This window comes from Vibrio sp. 10N.286.51.C3, assembly GCF_003050065.1.
In the GTDB taxonomy this organism is placed as follows: domain Bacteria; phylum Pseudomonadota; class Gammaproteobacteria; order Enterobacterales; family Vibrionaceae; genus Vibrio; species Vibrio crassostreae.
Genome location: NZ_PIGC01000013.1, coordinates 64,400 through 81,919 on the forward strand (window position 1 = coordinate 64,400; position 17,520 = coordinate 81,919).

The window sequence follows — 17,520 nt, forward strand, 5'->3', positions numbered from 1 at the left end:
ATACCCGTACGTATAAAAAAGCGTCTATAAAAATGAGTGCGCAAATAAAAACAAGCGTTTAGGCATTGTAAACCTGTGCGACTGAACAAACATAAGTTTAATATGATTTGTGGTTATATAAGTCAGTATTGCTTTGTCATCAACCCGAATCTCAACATCAAGTGAGCGTTACTCTAAACATGTTTGATCAAATAAAAGACTTCATTAATCCGAGCAAGAACCCAGACTTGACTCAGGCCCATGAATATCAGCGTAAGCATCTTCCTACATTGTGGCTGTTGGGCAAAACGGGCGCGGGCAAGTCATCGTTTATTCAAGCGGTTACTGGTGACTCTTCTGTTGAAGTCGGCAATGGATTTGCTCCGTGTACCATGACGGCGATGTCATATGAGTTTCCGCAAGACAAACCCGTGATGCGCTTTCTCGATACCAGAGGTCTAAGTGAAGCGAATTATGATGCGAAAGAAGATCTGGAAGAGATTGGTCAGGCAGGTAATGCGCTCGTTGTGGTGATGAAAGCCGACGAGCCTGAACAATCCGCCGTGCTTGCTGCTCTAAAACAGATTAAGAAACAGAAGAAGATTAAACACTTGCTGCTTGTTCATACCGCTGTGTTGTCTTCCAGTGAAACAGATCGAGCAAGGCAAATTCAGTTCAACACCAACCAAGTAGAAAAGGTTTGGGGTAAAGGGTTTGAATCGGTAGCGGTCGATTTTGAAACCGATAATGGTGATGTCTATAACCTCGAATTCTTGTTAGATCGCTTGACCAGCATACTTCCTGTTATAGGCATGATGGTGCAAGACAAAGAACACGCTACGCAAGAAGAAGCCAACTTTGACCAAGTAGAAAACGAAGTGCTCTGGTACGCAGGAAGTGCAGCTGCGAGTGATTTGATTCCGGGTGTTGGCTTGGTATCGGTACCTGCGATTCAAGCCAAAATGCTTCATAGCTTGGCAAACCAATATGGTGTTGAATGGAACAAGAGAGTCTTTAGTGAGTTGATAGGTACTCTGGGAAGCAGCTTTGCTGTGCAATATGGAATGAAACTGGGTACTCGACAGTTGATAAAGCTGATTCCCGTTTATGGTCAAACGGTCGGCGCGGTTGCTGCTGCGGCAATGAGTTTCGGCACCTCTTATGGTTTAGGTCGCGCGGCCTGCTTTTACTTCTATCATAAGAACAAAGGCGAAGAAGTGTCTGAACAAGAGATGCAGAAGATCTACAAAGAATCCCTGAAAAAAGGTAAGGCGGCGTCGGGCTATGAAGAAAATTAGAAACTTATTTCGATTACTGGCGGTGCTATCGAGTGGCCGCTGGGGTATTGCTCTGATTTCGGCGATCTTCCCAAGCCTCATCATGATGGGCTTTGGCCTGTTTTTGGCCGTCAAATACGGCTATCTGTTGGAAATGTCGATTGCCATTGCCGTGAGTACATTGGTATTTACCATTCCTTTATACATTTCTAGTCGTTCTTCACGCGATTCTTCAAGCCGATCTTCAAGTACGGAGCCCTTCCCAAATAAAGAGAGCGATGACCTTGGCGAGGATATTGCTGAAGCTGAATCACAACATAAAAAAGCTGATATCAACGATGCATTGGTTAAGGCTTCGACTGATTGGTCTCAAAAAGAACTGTCGATCTGGAATGATTCAAAACATCATGTACGCCAACAATTAATGGTCGACATAGAGTGGGGCAACCTAGACCAAACCGGTTTAGAGGTACTTGAATTCGTTGCGAAAAAGTTTGATAAGAAATCGCTCGATTTTTCGATTCCTGAAGGGCTAAAACTGTTCGAAGAAGTAAGTCGACGTTACAAGTTGGTAGTGCGAGAGCATATACCCGGCATTGAGTATCTTAAGGTTTCCTACATCAAAGCGGGCTATGAAGCTTATGATAAATACGGCGAGCTAGGTCAGAAGATCTTCAAAGCGGCTATTTGGGGCAACCATTTTAAAAACCTATATTTGAATCCGCTAAAAGTGATTTCCGATTTGGGTCGAGAACAGGCGACGGCATCGATGACAAGAGGTGTGGTTGATGACATGCAATACGCCGCTAAACAAGCCTTGTTAGATGAAGTCGCTGCGGTTGCGATTGATCTCTACAGCGGACGGTTCAGCATTGAAGACGAAGCTCTAAGGGCGTCGGATGTGTCTGAAACCGATGAGAAACGCTTTGCTCCTGAGTTAGAGCCTGTGCGAATCGTGTTGGTGGGGCAAACCAGTTCTGGTAAATCTTCACTTATCAATGCACTCAAGCAAGAGTTGGTTGCTGAAGTCGATGTACTGCCATCAACCGACACTTCAACGGTATACAACGCGTTTGTCGACGACAATGATGTTCGCGTTGTTGATCTTCAAGGGCTTGATGGCAACCCTAAAACTGAAGCCTTAATGTTGAAAGAGATGACCCAAGCCGATGTGGTGCTATGGGTACTAAAAGCCAATCAGTCTGCACGTGAGTTGGATAAGCAGTTGAAAGATAGGTTTGACGCTTTCTATGATGATCCTAAGAATATCTCACGTAAGAAGCCGATAGTTGTCTCGGTTGTCAATCAGGTAGACCGATTAAAGCCTGTAGACGAGTGGAAACCGCCGTATGACTTAGAGAATCCAACATCGGCCAAAGCGAAGATCATTGCTCAAGCGCTCGAATACAATCAAACACTGCTACAACCCGATATTGCATTACCGCTGGCGATTGCGCCAGAAAAGGTACAGTTTGGTTTAGATACTTTAAGGCAGACGTTGATTGAGCGTATTGCTGATGCAAACAACGTTCAGAGAAATCGCCAACGTTTGGAAGCCATGAAAAGAGGCACATCGGTTAAAGGCCAACTGAATAAAGCGGTCAATGCGGGTAAGAAGGTTGCCCCTAGTGCATTGAAAGCAGCGACCCCAAAATTGGCTGAAATGGCCATCAAGCAAGTCGTGAAGAAAAAGTAATCTATGACTGCGTTTGCAATACGGTTCTGGTGAGGTTTGAGCCTCATCAGAATCTTAATTTTTAAAGCTTATCTTATTTAGTTAGAGCGGAGAGTTTTAGAGCTCGGATTTTTAGAAGATGACCTTTATAGAAATAGCTACCTTTGTCCTTTGTTAGAGATCATTGAATTTAAAAAGTAGCCGCAATTATTAGCTCTCTCTTTGAACTAGTTTAATAGTATATAAACTGATGCTAATCACATTTTATATAACACGCTATCATCTTTAATTACCATTCTAAATATTGATCACATTTATACTTTTCTAAGCTTTATTTATAAAACAATTGCACTATATTTAAATTTCGGATCATCTTGATTTCAACGTAGGGATATATTGTGAACATGTATCTGAAATGGCAATCAACAACATGGCTAACCCTGTTAGCTTGGTATACTTTAGATCATCAGCTCTCGTTCCACCTTTCTTCAGAGTAGTACCCTCTAGGCGTCACGCGCCAGCAAAGCAGCGTGCTTTGTTTACCTATCAGCAGCTTTGATAACCTTTGAACACATGAATGTCGCACTTATTATTCCGTACAGGGTGTTCGTTGTTTTGTCGTTTTTGTTAATTATCTTAGCGTCTGTTTAGGTTTGATTAATAAGTCATTATTTAACTTGTTTATTTTCACTGTTAATTCTTCGTGTGTCTTCATACGGACCGATTAATTTAATGGTGAGGATTCGTGACATCTAAAGAAATTATATTTCGACCTGATCGGAATGTACTGAAAGGTATTATTATGGAAAACTTCAAACATCTACCAGAACCGTTTCGTATTCGCGTTGTAGAGCCAGTAAAAAGAACGACTCGCGCTTATCGTGAGCAAGCCATTGTCGAAGCGGGTATGAACCCATTCTTGCTCGACAGCGATGATGTGTTTATTGACCTACTGACAGACAGTGGAACAGGATCTATTACTCAGCGTATGCAAGCCGCGATGCTAATGGGTGATGAAGCTTATAGTGGCAGTCGCAGTTACTACGCACTGTCGAATGCGGTGAAAGATATCTTTGGTTATGAGCTGACTATTCCTACTCACCAAGGGCGTGGCGCAGAGCAGATTTACATTCCTGTTTTGATTAAGAAGCGCGAAATGGAAAAGGGACTCGACCGCAGCAAAATGGTCGCTTTATCGAACTACTTCTTCGATACAACACAAGGTCACACTCAAGTGAATTGCTGTGTGGCGAAAAACGTTTATACCAAAGAAGCGTTTGATACCTCAGTGAACGCAGATTTCAAAGGCAACTTCGATGTGGTGAAGCTGGAAGAAGCGATCTTAGAAGCGGGAGTGGCAAATGTTCCTTACATTGTGAGCACCATTACTTGTAACTCTGCTGGTGGACAGCCAGTGTCTATCGCCAACCTAAAAGCCGTTTATGAAATCGCTCAGAAGTACGATATTCCTGTGATCATGGACTCGGCACGCTACGCTGAAAATGCTTACTTCATTCAGCAACGAGAAGCCGGTTATCAAGATTGGACTATCGAACAAATCACTCGTGAGTCTTACAAATACGCGGATGGTTTAGCCATGTCTGCCAAGAAAGACGCGATGGTACAAATGGGCGGTTTGTTGTGCTTTAAAGACGACTCTTTCATGGGTGTATACACAGAATGTCGAACACTGTGCGTCGTACAAGAAGGTTTCCCAACCTATGGTGGCTTAGAGGGTGGCGCAATGGAACGCCTTGCGGTTGGCCTTTATGACGGCATGCGTCAAGACTGGTTGGAATATCGTATTGGTCAGGTTCAGTACTTAGTCGATGGCTTAGAAGCTATAGGTATCGTGTGCCAACAAGCAGGCGGTCATGCAGCGTTTGTCGATGCGGGTAAACTGCTTCCTCATATTCCAGCAGGCCAATTCCCGGCGCATGCTTTGGCGTGTGAACTGTATAAAGTGGCAGGTATTAGAGCGGTTGAAATTGGTTCTTTACTGCAAGGTCGTGACCCTGCAACGGGCGAGCAACATCCATGTCCTGCAGAATTATTACGCTTAACCATTCCACGTGCCACTTATACGCAAACCCATATGGATTTCATTATTGAAGCGTTCGAAAAAGTGAAAGAGAACGCAAGCAAAGTGAAAGGGCTCGACTTTACCTATGAACCGCCAGTGTTAAGACACTTTACTGCGCGCTTGAAAGAGGTAGAAATAAGCGAGAAACAAGCAGGAAAAAAGAATGAACAAACGCTCGAAGAAGCATTTTAGAATAAAAACATAAGCGAATAGTCACTAGAAATATAATCAAAGGCTCCCTCGGGAGCCTTTTCTTTTGGACCTTAAAATCGCTAGTCCATTAGGGCTTAAACTACGCTTGTTTGTTTTTCAGGGTCGCTTTCAGTATGCGTAATAACCACTGATTTAACGGTGCATCTTGTTGCGAACGGCGGCAGCTCATCACATAGCTCACATCAATGAGCAGTTTCTCAGGCAGGTCAATACTGCGACAGCCCTCTGGTACGCTGCCACTGAGTGTGATGCCGTAATAGTCAGACTTGAGGACTACATCGTGAATCATCGCAGGGTGGTCGACTTCTACTTTCGGAGTTACATCAAACCCGATGTTTCTCAGGCGCTCAAGGATCGGGTACTTGTTGTCATTCCACCCTGGGGTTTTAAATAGAACCGTTGGAAAATTTGCCAGTGACGCGAACTCTTGCGCTGGGTGAGCATCCCTTACAAAGAACACCACTTTTTCTTTTCCGAACTCCATTTGAGAAATCGACTGCGGCATAGTTTCATCAAAGTAGTGAACCGCGATTGATTCTTCGCCGTCAATCAATCGGTTCTTAACATTGCTTCCCCATCGAACAAATGAATAGTTTGCGTGCGGCGCTTGTTTACTCAAAGCAAAGTAGAGTTTCGAGCCAAAGCGCTCCCAAAATAGCGTATTCGCGTAGATCTTTATGTCGCCTTGGTAGGACTCTGGGGAAAACTCTTGGTGTTTTATGGACTCGATGCTACTGAGTATTTGTTCAAAATTACCGATATTACTTTCAACAAATGTTGTGGGTTCAAACCCTTGCTTAGATTGAATGAACAAAGGATCACCGAGTTGGGCTTTGAGCTTGGCTAGGTTTTTACTGATCGCTCCCGGCGTTTTACCTAATGACTCCGCCACTAAGCTAACATTACGCAGTTCATACATTCGCTTTATAACAAGGATATTTTGAATATCTAGATTGAGGTCCACAGGCTCTCCAAATCGGTCCTTAATAGGCAGAAATTATGTGACCTCAATATCATAGTGGTAATGCCAAACTTTTAAGACAGCACAGCGTCAGAACTTCGCTAATCCCTTGATTTTCCATTTGGTAAATCTTGCTTTTCCTCGAATGGTCCATGTTCGATTGTTAAAGTTACTCCAACAAAAACACAGATACCAAACGAACAAAGAATTAAAAATACAACGAGGTGATGTATGAACAAGTTAATCGCACTGGGATTGATGGCTCTATCAATGAACACAGCTTTCGCGGCTGACGGTACTTATACGAGTACTCTCGATATGACGAGAAGTGAAGGTAATCAAGTAAAGGCTGAGCGTGTTGAATCTGAGCCAGTACTGGAAGGACGAAATGAAGCTTCTAATGGTGGAATCCAATTCCAAAAGAATGTTGATCAAAACCAACCGATCCAACTTACAGGTCGTCGTGATTAACGTTTAAAGTGTGCTTACCATTGTCATGAGAAATGCTGTGCCTTCGGGTACAGCGTTTTTCGTTTTAGAGTCTTTTATAAAATTCAGCCATCTAGCCTTGGCAGTATCTGTAACCTGTGGCATTTTGTTTTTCTATTAACGTTAACTTGCGACTGGGTGTGTGCTCGAATGACACACCAGTAAACAAAGACTCGAAAAGGACTAGCAATGAATCGAAAAGAAACGGGAATGATTCGTCATATTTTGCTGATTAAGTTTAAAGAAGATGCAGAAGAATCTGAAATAGAGAAACTGAAACGACTGTTTGAAGCGATGCCAAGTAAGGTTGAAGGCGTAACTTCAGTCGAGTGGGGGCTAAACGACAGCCCAGAAAACAAGAACCAAGGTTATACCCATTCGGTGCTAATGACGTTCGCTGATGAAGAAGGCCGTCAGAACTACCTTCCACACCCAGAGCATGATGCGCTGAAAGATGTGTTTCGTCCGCTTCTAGACGATATCATTGTGTTTGATTACTCCCTGTAACCAGCTTCTCAGTACGTCTCTTATGTTTTAGCCACCTTTGATAATGAAGAGTTAGGGCTTGTGTGATTAAGCCCTAACTAAACAAGGATCGATTTACTCTGTCGGTGAAATCGTAACAGGGGTGAACGAAGCAACCGCATTACCGCCAGCACCCGGGCGATCAACATAAGGAGTGTTTTGCATTAAGGTGTAATACACGTCTACGAAGTCATCATCATTCACTAATACGCCTTCAGGAATCACATCAATGATCTTACCTGTGATTTGAGGAATGATCGCATACCCCTGAACTTCAGGATCTGGAATCATCTTCAATATCTCTTCTGCGGCTTCAACTAGCAGTTTGGCTAGCGCTTTATAATCGGTGCCGTCATCGTGCTCCATCAAAATCATATCTGCTGCGCCCCAACGGTAGCGAGGCCAGAAGATTACCGTTTGATTTGGGTAGTATGTCTGTTTGTCGTAATCCAGATAAGGCATCTCAACCAGGTCGATCTGTGGTTCTATACGGCTTGCATTAACCCCAGTGACAATAGCGTAGATTTCAGCTTTGCCAGAGATCCACGGTTCTCTATCAATGGCCAAACGAATCTTAGACAATTGGGTGGTGTTCAGTTCTTCAGGTTCAGATTCTGAAATAGAGCGACGAACTTTATTCATTAAAGGCTGTTTTTGAGACTTGTGGGCGCTGATTTTATCACTGTTGGCATTGATTTGAGTTTCAGTACCCAGTTTGTTCATCTCAGTCTGCATCGCCATTAGGCCTGCTTTGAGTTCTTCTGCGCCGTTACTATCAATAACAAACACAGGAACGTCTGGTGTTTGGTAAACGTCTAGTTCGTGAACTTGCCCATACACATCATAAGCTTCGATGTATTGCCAGTTTGAATCATCGCCTGATGGTTCGAAAGCAAACAGCGGGCTCTCACCGTTTTTCCAAGCTTCAATCATCGCTTCATCAGCCATGCGAATTTCTAACACAGAGTCACTGAAGTCGTTGATCCCTTTCATCGTGCGATAACCAAGATCGGCTTTCTGCATTTTGCTTGAAAACGCGGAGTAGGGCTTGTCTGAGCTAAGCTTGTCTATCGGTGTAGACAGCTGTTTTTCTGTTATCTGGTCTTTTAAAGAAAGCTCAAGATCAGAGTAGCGGGTACTGATTTGCAACGCCAAAGATTGCTTTTGTGCTGAGGAGTTCTCTGAAAGAGAGAGTGCGTCTGTCGTGTCGATATTGTTTGCATAGGACTGAAAGCCAACCACTGTCGTTGCAAGTACCATACTGATAGAAAAAGATGGTCTCATAAATAATCCTTATTTTAGTTTTTATCATTAATAGAGCATTTGCCCTATAAGGATTAACCTATCAGTAACGTGAATGTGTTTAAAAGTTAGACAGCTTAATTTTATTTCATTGTGCAGCACAGGATCTCAATTTAAATAATTTATAAAATATTAAGTGTGTGACGACTTGATATATGTAAATTTATAAACCAATCAATAATTTAATGACGAAATTATTAACTAGCCTAGTGATGTGTGGTCTATTGGTGGGGGATTAGGGATCGTGAAGAATGACTTCTGATGGAGGTTTTAGAGGGGGGAGATCTATAGGTACACCCTATATCTACTATAGCCACTGCGTTATTTCGGACTTGGTGTTTTTCGGTATAATTCGCCTCCCTTGATAAAAAGTAACCAATCAAAGCAGCGCCTAAACGATCCATAACGCTTACCAGATTGCTCTGAACATCAAACGCACTTTACACACCAACGTACTCTGTCCAACAACGTAGATTGCAATCGAACAACGTTAAGAAATTCCTTTACGTTGAATCGGTTCTAACACGATAGCTCCCATGTAACACTTAGCACCATTGAGGGTTTGGCTTAAACGCATCAGGAATACTGAATATGACGAATTTTAATGGCGCTTCATGCTTATCAAAAACACTGATTTTTCTCTCTATTATTTCGAAGTCCGCTTTCGGTTTAGAAGTACCTGACAACGCGCTCGAATCCTATGTGGGGGACTTCTCAGCGTTGCGTGAAAAAGGCGTTGTGCGTGTTTTAGTCTCTGGTGATATGGGCTTCTATCATATTGAAAATGGTAAGCCGAAAGGGATTCTTGCTGAGCAGATTTATTACTTTGATCAAGAGCTAAAACTGCGTGACCCTTTACTACGCGTTAAGGTTATTCCGGTTGAACGAAGTGAACTGCTGAGTGCCTTAAATCAAGGCCGAGGCGATATTGCGGTGGCGAACTTAACCGTCACAAAAGAGCGAGAGCAATTGGTCGATTTCAGTATTCCGATTCGTAGCGACATTGATGAATGGTTAGTGACAAGCCGTTCTACACCTTTGATTAACGACATCACCCAGTTACAGGGTAAAGAGGTCTGGTTAAAGCAGAATTCCAGTTATATCAGCAGTGTTCGCACTGTTAATAAACAGCTAGAGAAGAACGGTTTAGCACCCATCTATATCCATTTGTTAAGTGACAACCTCCAAGATCTTGAATTGCTAGACTTGATTAAACGCGGCCAAATTACCGCAACCATTGTGGATAGCCACAAGCTTGAACTATGGGGAAACCTAGAACAAGATATCCGAATTCATAAGGATCTCGCCTTTAGGCACAATGCGGATATTGCTTGGGCTATACGTAAAAATAACCCGCAACTGAAAGCCAAAATCGACCAATATTTGCAAGATTCAAAGCAGGGCACCTTATTGGGTAATGTCATCGACAATCGTTATCTCGAAAGTACGTCATGGATGAATAGAGCCTCTAATCCGATGCAAAACGAAAAGCGGGATAAGCTAGAAAAGCTGTTCATGGTTTATGGAGAAAAGTTCGAGATCGATTGGTTTATTTTGTTAGCTATGGCTTTTCAAGAATCAGGCTTGGATAACTCAAAAATATCGCATCGTGGTGCGGTCGGTATTATGCAAGTGATGCCAAAAACCGCCAAAGATTGGTATGTCGACATTGATAATGTTTACGACTTAGAAAATAATATTCATGCAGGCAGCAAGTATCTTCGTTTTATCTATGACCGATATTTTGATTTGCCTGAAATCTTGGATATCGACAAGATTCATTTTAGCTTAGCCGCTTATAATGCTGGACCAGCTAAGATCAGACGAATGCGCGTGCTTGCCGCTAAACAAGGCTACAATCCAAACAAATGGTTTAATCATGTTGAAGTGGTCGCAAGACAAAACATTAGCCAAGAGCCTGTAAAATACGTCGCCAATATTAATCGATACTTCACTATTTACCAGCGATTGGATGAATTTCAAGACATTCGAGAAGAGCAACTAAGCAACATGACTCGTCAGTTGAATGTGAAACGTTTTTCTCCTTACTTTGCTTATTAGTCGTGGCTATTCTCCATAAGCCATAAGCCATAAGCCATAAGCAAGAAAGCGAGAAAGCGAGAACGATAAACAAAAAGAGAGGTTAGCGACTAAGCTAACCTCTCTTTTTATAGGTACTGACTAACTGAATTGATTGGGGGGAGCAGTGAATTCTACGTTGCTTAAGACTGCTCAGCTGATGCCATGTACATCTGCATCTCTTCCAAGTTTGTTTTTGCAATCACTTGGTTATCAATAGAGTAATGAACTGTATCACCGAAACGTTGACCCGTTAGAGTCGCGCGAGTACCGTCGTTGTAGGTTAGCTCAATTGCAATTTCGTCTTGGTTAAGTACTTTCATTTCACTGTGGTCAATCACATGCTTTGCCAATGGGTCAATAGGTGCTTCTGTTAAGCTGTCATCCAGTTGGTCATTAACATCAATGTAAGTATCAACCTTCGAATCGAAGATGTGTGGCTTCTTGTTGATTGGGTTCTTACCCGTCCAAAATTCCAGTGAGTTAAACACGATGTAATCGGCAGCAACGGTAATACCGTAAGCAGGGGCAAGTAACATGTTTAGGCCACCACGAGCGTAACGGTTATCAACGGCTTTCACGTTAAACTCCATTAGTTTACCTGTTACTGCGTTGCTACCTACGCAGCCAAATAAAGTCACTAGGCTTGCTGAGATTATTATCGGTTTTACAAATCGGTTCATCATTCTCTATTTCTATATGTGTATATTTAGGAACCAGGAATTATGTCAAACTCAAGCGTCTTCTAATATAACGTCACACCTATACTAGATATCAGGAAAACCTATATCTTTATAAAAACCAGTCTGTTACCTGTATTTTGGTATTTGCTCTTTAAGTACTAATGTACTAGTTCGTGTTATTTTAGTTTGGCGTTTTAACAATGTTCTGTCATAACCCTAACTAAAGTATGGGAATGGGAAGCGATAATTCACAGTCATTTAAACGATATTATTTTTATCGTTTATTTAAATACGTGACTGCCTGAAGAGCTCGAATGAAACGATTTAACCTCAACCTCATCTATTACTTTATCGCGATATATGAAGAAGGAAACCTGACGTACGCAGCAGAAAGGCTCAACATCTCTCAACCTAGTCTCAGTGCTCACTTGAAGCAGCTTAGAGACGAATATCGAGATCTGCTCTTCGTTAGAAAATCGTACACGCTTGAACCGACGCCAATTGCTAACGACTTGTATCCAATCTTCAAGCAAGCACACAAGCTTGTCTCTCACTCGTTGCCTGAAACGCACGACTTTGAACCGCAAGAGTGCAGTTACACGTTTAGAATTGCTGCGATGAGTATTTCAAGCAGTGTGACGCTGCCGCAAGTTCTGGATAGGATTCAGAAAGAAGCACCAGACTGCGTTATTGAAATCGTGAACATTAAAGAAGACATGGTGACCGACATTCGAGAGAAAAAAATTGATCTTGTTGTCGACTTAACCAGCGCCCATCCAACCTTATTAAGCCAAGAGGTCTGGAGCGATGAGTTATGTATCGTATGTAGCCAAAACCACTCTAACATCGAAGAACAAGTCACCTTAGATCAATATCTTTCAGAAAAGCATGTAACGCTTACGCATGATAACTACCGAGTGAACCAGCTCTCCGAGTTCCACAGTCCAATATTTTCAGAGAGGAAAGTGGCAAGAAAACTCAATTCCATCGCTGACTTTTCGGACACGATTTATAATAGTAATTGGGTTGCTACCTTCCCCAAAAGCGTGGCGAAAGCGTACTTCGATGAAGAAAAAATAAAGATGTTAGATCTGCCGTTCGAGTACACCAAGCCATCATTGAGTGTGTATTGGCACAGCAACCGTAACGACGACATCGTAAACCGATGGCTAAGAAAACTGTTTACCAGTGAGATCTTAAAGCTGTCTGCGTGATCAATTTGGCGCCTTAGTAGGTCGCCTCAGTCTATAGAACAATCCATCGCTTGATAAACAATGAAGCCTACTCATGTGAGTAGGCTTCATTATGGGTTGTTGCCTTCAGCGGTACGCTCTAACTCAATCTAAACGCAATGTTAGGCCAGAGTAGTTAGAGTATCCGCGCAGTAACACGTGGTAGGTTACGCCCGGTTGAGCGCTCACACTGCACTGCTCATTGTTTCCAGCGCGATAAGGGCGACAGTCGTAACTCGATGTCGTTGGCTTGCTTCCCGATTTCACGTAAAGGTCGGCATCACCTGAACCACCAGACATTGAAACCGTCACGTTTGATGCTGAATCTACAGTGAAGGTGTAGAAGCTCTCTGATGATTGGTTTCCGCTTAGGTTCGCAATCGGTGTACCTTTCGTTAATACATTGCCAGTTGGAGGTGTGACACCACAGCTTGCATTCACGCCTACGGTGTTAAAAGCATCTTCAACATCGGCAACCACATAGCCCATGTCTGCTGCAGCTTTTGCTACGCCACAGGCACCGGCATCAAAGGTACTGTTTGCCGTCCAATACAGTTGGTTTGCGACTGTGAATATTTCGAAGCCCTTACGCACATCCCAACCCGATTTGTTCGCTAGAAGGTAAAAGGCGCGGTTATAAACACCGCTAGATAAGTGGACGTTCAAACCGTCGTAGTATTCAGAGGCATGATCAATCGAGCGGCCATCTTTTGATGGTTGATCAAAGTAACGCAAGCCACCTTCCGATTTGAATATATCGCTACCAACAATCCAATCCACATTACCACGCAAGTAGTATTCAGCCGCTTCGCCCGCAATATCGGAGAAGGCTTCATTCATACCACCCGACATGTTGCGGTAGACAAGGCCGGAGTTTTGCTCGGTGAATCCGTGGCTAACCTCGTGGGCACTCACGTTGATATCGACCAATGGGTAAAAGGTGTTTTTACCGTCACCAAAAGTCATTGATGAGCCGTTCCAAAACGCATTCTCGTAATTCGAGCTGTAGTGAACACGCATGGTCAACTGAAAGGTTAACGGCGAAGTGTTCATCCACTCTTTGTACATATCAAACACGACATTACCGAAGTAGTGCGCATCGTTAAGAGGCGAGTAAGCACCGTTAATGTACTTATGATCGGTGTAGTTGGTTCCGTCGGCACAGTTGTAGCTGTAGGCTGCACTGCCAGATGTTCCGTGGTTCAAGTTGACCGTCTTAACTGAATCGTTTTCTAACTTACACGTCGTGCCTGTTTTGTCGATGGGAAAGCTAGGGAAGTCACTGCCATATTCATATCGAGTGGTTTTGAGGTTACCACCGGGGCCAGTACCAGACGATTTAGCGTGGTTTAAACCATTCCATTTTTGGATTACTTCGCCAGTCATGGCATCAATAAAGTAAAAAGGGCGCTCTGGATAAGAGGAAGCGATAAAGAAATCGACCAGATACACCACTTGGGCGACTTGGTTCTCATCCAATCTCACCATCAGTTTCGCGTTTTTGTTTTCAATCGACTTTTTGCCGACAGTAAACGTGCGGTGAGAGGAGATCGCAGCTTCAATCGCTTGTTCCTGATTCAGCTTTGGTGCGATGCTGGATAGGTCTCCACTGATCCCTTGTGCCATTGAACCGAACACCTGAGTGGGTTGGTTCTTGGAAAGGGTGGCGACAACGGAGGTATCAAAGACGGGTAAGCCTAGGTGAGTTTGTTGGTAGCGGACTTTCGTTTTTCCATTGGGCAGTACCACCCGTTTTACCTCAGAAAAACCTAATTCAAGTGGAGCAACACTCTTCGACTGAGCGACGAGGCTTTGTTGTAGTAATGCATCATTATCGACTCTGACCATTTCTGCAGCGTGTGCAGTAAAGCCGAAAGACGTACCTAGAATGGCTGCTATTTTCCAGCTTAGTTGACGTTGTTGGTTCATTTTTCGTTCCTGATTTTAATATAAACTCCTTCTTCCCAACGGCTTTATAGGAAGTCTATATGCAACACGCTAATGCCATGTGTTGCGAATCAAGATTGGAAGAGCATTTCGGCTTATGACAAGTTTTTATTAGAGATTAAATTTTAGAGTATGTAATTCAAAGTTTACAAAAATACTTATTGATTAAATTGTTTTTATAAAATCTAAGTTTGTTATTTATCGTAAACGTATGAAGGGTCGGGAGTTATTAAACTCCGCTTTGTTTGAATCTAGAGAATACTTTTCTTTAAGTTAACTTCGCTATTTTTCTGTCTTTATCTTAATTGCAAATAAATCAATAACCGAGTTTTTCTTGGTTTTAATATTGTCTTCATTATCAATAGCAAACTTGTTTTAACAATACCGCTAAGTACAGAGCTCACCTTTTTTAACACTTAGTCTCGTTAGGCAGGAAAACATCTACATTTTCTTGTTCAATCACAAACTAAGAACGATAAGTAATTGTTATGAATAAAGTAAGTCGCTTAAGATAGACCGCACAGGAAACTAGACGGAAAGCTGTTACATGCTCAGGAGGATTGATGTTATACAAATTAGAACAAGAAAATGACGAAATTTCAGGTCTAGAGCCAGTTGAATTTCAGGATTTATCATCATTTGGGAAGCTAGAGAAAGATTTAGAGAACCTCATTGCGAATAATATCTTAGAGTTGCTATTTGAAGATTCTAAATTGATGCCTATTTTTCAAGAGCGACAATTTCAAGCTGAAGCAGATCTTTATGCTTTGAATGAGCAAGGTGAGCTCGTGATTTTTGAGTTGAAGCGAAGTTCTGCAGATTCAGGAGCAGTTCAGCAAGTTCTTAGGTATGCGGAAGATGCTGGACAGTGGACTTATAGCAAGCTTGAAATGAAGTTTAAGCAGTACACTGGTGATACTAGTAAATCTCTAGTTGATTCTCATAAAGACGCCTTTGAACTTGAACATAAACTAGAGCCAAAGGAAATTAATCGGAAACAACATTTAATCGTTATAGGCAGTGCAGCAGATGAATCATTAATCTCATCTATTGATTATTGGAAAAACAACGGACTTTCAATCGATTTTTTACCCTACCGGATTTATGAATTAGACGGTAATAAATACTTTGAGTTTTTTGCTCCTCCTTATGACAAGCATAAAAATCCAAGAGATGTTAAAGGTGTATTATTTGATACAAATCGAACATATGACTCAAATGGTATTTGGCACATGCTCGAAAATGGTCGTCTAGAGGCATACGGAGAGGCGAAAAGATTTGTTGGGCATGTCAATGAAGGCGATATCGTGTTCTTTAGCCATAAAGGTCATGGGGTTGTGGCAGCTGGTAAAGTTAAGAGTAAGGTTTACAAACCTGACGGCGACACTTGGTACCGAGAGGTTGATTTCTTAACTCCCATTCCATGTCGTGGAGATAAATTGGCGTCAATGTCATTTTCAGATGTCAGTGAGTTCTTGGGTAAAAGCTTTTTTTGGGCGAGGACGATCAAAGTCCCTTACCTCGCTAAGCAGGAAGCTTTAGATTTAGTTCAAGAATTAAAAACACGCCTAGGCTGACACGCACGTAACAAACATTTAAGAGTGATTCGCAACGCTTGCCATTGTCGCTTCGCTCAAAACATAGGAAAGCGCCGCTCAGAGCTAATACGGCGTTAACCCTCTATCAAATACTGTATAGGTAGTCAACTAATCCCTTATCATTTTAAAGGGATAAAATACGCAACAGTACGTCCTTTATGAGTCTATAAATGTCTAAGCTAAAGCGCAGAGAGAGCGATCTCTGTATTAAAATTGATTTTGAGAAGAACTCTCGTAATCCTCAACGTGTCTTTAATTCAATGAGTCACTTGATTTCGTCAGTTGAAGAGTTTCATTCATGTTTACTTAACTCTGTTTCTGCTGAGACCAAATCAAGCTTCCTCCTTTCAGATATTAACGAGGGCTCCATAAAGTCTTGGTTATGCCCTGAAATTGAAGGGGATGTGACAGAAGAGCAAAAAGGTCGTTTAACTAAATTCCTTAATTATTGTACTGATTTAGTTATATCTTTTATCGCTGAAAGAGACACAATTGAATCATTAGAGGTTCTAGCTGACTTAGAAGACGAAATAGCAACAGCAGCTGTGGAGTTCGAAGTTGAGGAGTTTCCTAATGTTTTTTCACTGGATCGCTACAGGTTGTTAAAAGGTTATACAGAATTATCGCAGTCAACTACGGAGTTGAACGATGTCGATCAAGTTTACTTTAATTCTCGTGGTGAACCAAAAATAATCAATAAGAAGTTCCATTTAACAAAAGATGACGTAGAAGCAATTCTGATCGAGAGAGTTGAAAAGAATACGACAACGGAAACCCTAGTAATTAAAAAAGCAGACTTTATTGGTAAATCAATGTGGGACTTCTTACGCAAGAAATCTTCGATTTCTGCGCGTATTACACACGAGGAGTGGTTAGATAAATTCCACTCTCGAATAGAAACTGTGGCTCCAGGTGATGGATTACTTTGCAATCTCGTAACAACAGCATATTTTGATAAATCTGATAGGCTGATTGATACTAAATATGAAGTGGTATTTGTACATAAAAAAGTAGATGTATTACACCTACAGCAAGAATTAAAGTATGACAATGAATAAATCTAATCAAAATGCGTTGCTGATCTTATTATCTGAGTATCTTTTTATCTTCTTACCTTTCCTTGTCATTGGAATCATAAAAATATACAAGGCTGACTTTTCTACTTTCTTTCAAGCTGCTGATTGGAGTTTTGCTGCTTCAATTTTATTTGGACAGGTCATTGTTAAGTTAGTTTCTGGATCAGTTATTCATTCCAAAGCTAAGTGGCAGCGGGTTGTTGTCTTGCTTTCATTTATTCTCGTATTGGGTCTAGTCCCAAGCCTAGTTGTGTTGGCTCTCATCCTTATCGACGGTGGTGTTTCAAGCTTCTTAGTAAAGACACAGATTATACTTTTCTCTCTGGCATCGTTGGTCTTCTTTTTGGTAGGTTCGGCTGCACACGCGATGATAGAAGAGGGTAACGATTGATTTAAGCGCG

The 17,520-nt window shown here is 42.0% G+C and carries 14 protein-coding genes; 10 read left to right on the forward strand and 4 right to left on the reverse strand.

Annotation, left to right across the window (positions count from 1 at the left end):
* Positions 1-179: 179 nt before the first annotated feature.
* From CWO27_RS15050 to tnaA, 3 genes are all read left to right on the forward strand, one after another.
* A complete protein-coding gene (locus tag CWO27_RS15050) occupies positions 180-1,277 on the forward strand; it encodes a YcjF family protein (RefSeq protein ID WP_048659500.1) in 1,098 nt (365 codons plus the stop codon).
* Positions 1,264-2,952 carry a GTPase family protein gene (locus tag CWO27_RS15055; protein WP_107899172.1) on the forward strand — a complete coding sequence of 563 codons (1,689 nt, stop codon included), beginning with the start codon at positions 1,264-1,266 and terminating at the stop codon, positions 2,950-2,952. The genes CWO27_RS15050 and CWO27_RS15055 overlap by 14 nt, the downstream gene beginning before the upstream one ends.
* Positions 2,953-3,733: 781 nt before the next feature.
* Positions 3,734-5,206 (forward strand): tryptophanase, encoded by a 1,473-nt coding sequence (gene tnaA / locus CWO27_RS15060; RefSeq protein ID WP_055318953.1) that lies wholly within the window; start codon positions 3,734-3,736, stop codon positions 5,204-5,206.
* A gap of 100 nt (positions 5,207-5,306) precedes the next feature.
* Here tnaA and CWO27_RS15065 read toward each other — a convergent pair whose 3' ends face one another.
* Positions 5,307-6,191 (reverse strand): LysR family transcriptional regulator, encoded by an 885-nt coding sequence (locus CWO27_RS15065; protein WP_057622168.1) that lies wholly within the window; start codon positions 6,189-6,191, stop codon positions 5,307-5,309.
* A 228-nt stretch (positions 6,192-6,419) separates the two neighbouring features.
* Here CWO27_RS15065 and CWO27_RS15070 point away from each other — a divergent pair, with 228 nt between their 5' ends.
* Together CWO27_RS15070 and CWO27_RS15075 are read left to right on the forward strand one after the other, a co-directional pair.
* Positions 6,420-6,659, forward strand: a complete 240-nt coding sequence (locus CWO27_RS15070) for a hypothetical protein (protein WP_107899173.1) — start codon at positions 6,420-6,422, stop codon at positions 6,657-6,659.
* Between the two features lie 207 nt (positions 6,660-6,866).
* Entirely contained in the window at positions 6,867-7,184 is a 318-nt protein-coding gene (locus CWO27_RS15075; protein ID WP_170960825.1) for a Dabb family protein, read from the forward strand.
* Between the two features lie 93 nt (positions 7,185-7,277).
* Here CWO27_RS15075 and CWO27_RS15080 read toward each other — a convergent pair whose 3' ends face one another.
* A complete protein-coding gene (locus tag CWO27_RS15080; protein WP_107899174.1) occupies positions 7,278-8,486 on the reverse strand; it encodes a DUF3103 domain-containing protein in 1,209 nt (402 codons plus the stop codon).
* Positions 8,487-9,095: 609 nt separating this feature from the next.
* Between CWO27_RS15080 and CWO27_RS15085 the strand changes: the two genes are divergently transcribed.
* Positions 9,096-10,565, forward strand: a complete 1,470-nt coding sequence (locus CWO27_RS15085; RefSeq protein WP_102433505.1) for a transglycosylase SLT domain-containing protein — start codon at positions 9,096-9,098, stop codon at positions 10,563-10,565.
* A 161-nt stretch (positions 10,566-10,726) separates the two neighbouring features.
* Here CWO27_RS15085 and CWO27_RS15090 read toward each other — a convergent pair whose 3' ends face one another.
* On the reverse strand, positions 10,727-11,269 hold the full coding sequence (locus CWO27_RS15090; RefSeq protein ID WP_102433506.1) for a DUF3332 family protein: 543 nt from the start codon (positions 11,267-11,269) through the stop codon (positions 10,727-10,729).
* Between the two features lie 311 nt (positions 11,270-11,580).
* Between CWO27_RS15090 and CWO27_RS15095 the strand changes: the two genes are divergently transcribed.
* Complete coding sequence (locus tag CWO27_RS15095; RefSeq protein WP_107899175.1) at positions 11,581-12,480, forward strand: LysR family transcriptional regulator; 900 nt, start codon at positions 11,581-11,583, stop codon at positions 12,478-12,480.
* A 123-nt stretch (positions 12,481-12,603) separates the two neighbouring features.
* Here CWO27_RS15095 and CWO27_RS15100 read toward each other — a convergent pair whose 3' ends face one another.
* On the reverse strand, positions 12,604-14,427 hold the full coding sequence (locus CWO27_RS15100) for a M4 family metallopeptidase (RefSeq protein WP_107899176.1): 1,824 nt from the start codon (positions 14,425-14,427) through the stop codon (positions 12,604-12,606).
* A gap of 581 nt (positions 14,428-15,008) precedes the next feature.
* Between CWO27_RS15100 and CWO27_RS15105 the strand changes: the two genes are divergently transcribed.
* The 3 genes from CWO27_RS15105 (at position 15,009) to CWO27_RS15115 (ending at position 17,510) form a co-directional block, all read left to right on the forward strand.
* Positions 15,009-16,022: an endonuclease NucS domain-containing protein gene (locus CWO27_RS15105; RefSeq protein WP_102448243.1), complete on the forward strand. Its 1,014-nt coding sequence runs from the start codon at positions 15,009-15,011 to the stop codon at positions 16,020-16,022.
* Positions 16,023-16,213: 191 nt separating this feature from the next.
* On the forward strand, positions 16,214-17,101 hold the full coding sequence (locus tag CWO27_RS15110; protein WP_102448242.1) for a hypothetical protein: 888 nt from the start codon (positions 16,214-16,216) through the stop codon (positions 17,099-17,101).
* Positions 17,094-17,510, forward strand: coding sequence for a hypothetical protein (locus CWO27_RS15115; RefSeq protein ID WP_108161880.1), 417 nt, complete (start codon positions 17,094-17,096; stop codon positions 17,508-17,510). The genes CWO27_RS15110 and CWO27_RS15115 overlap by 8 nt, the downstream gene beginning before the upstream one ends.
* Positions 17,511-17,520: the final 10 nt, after the last annotated feature.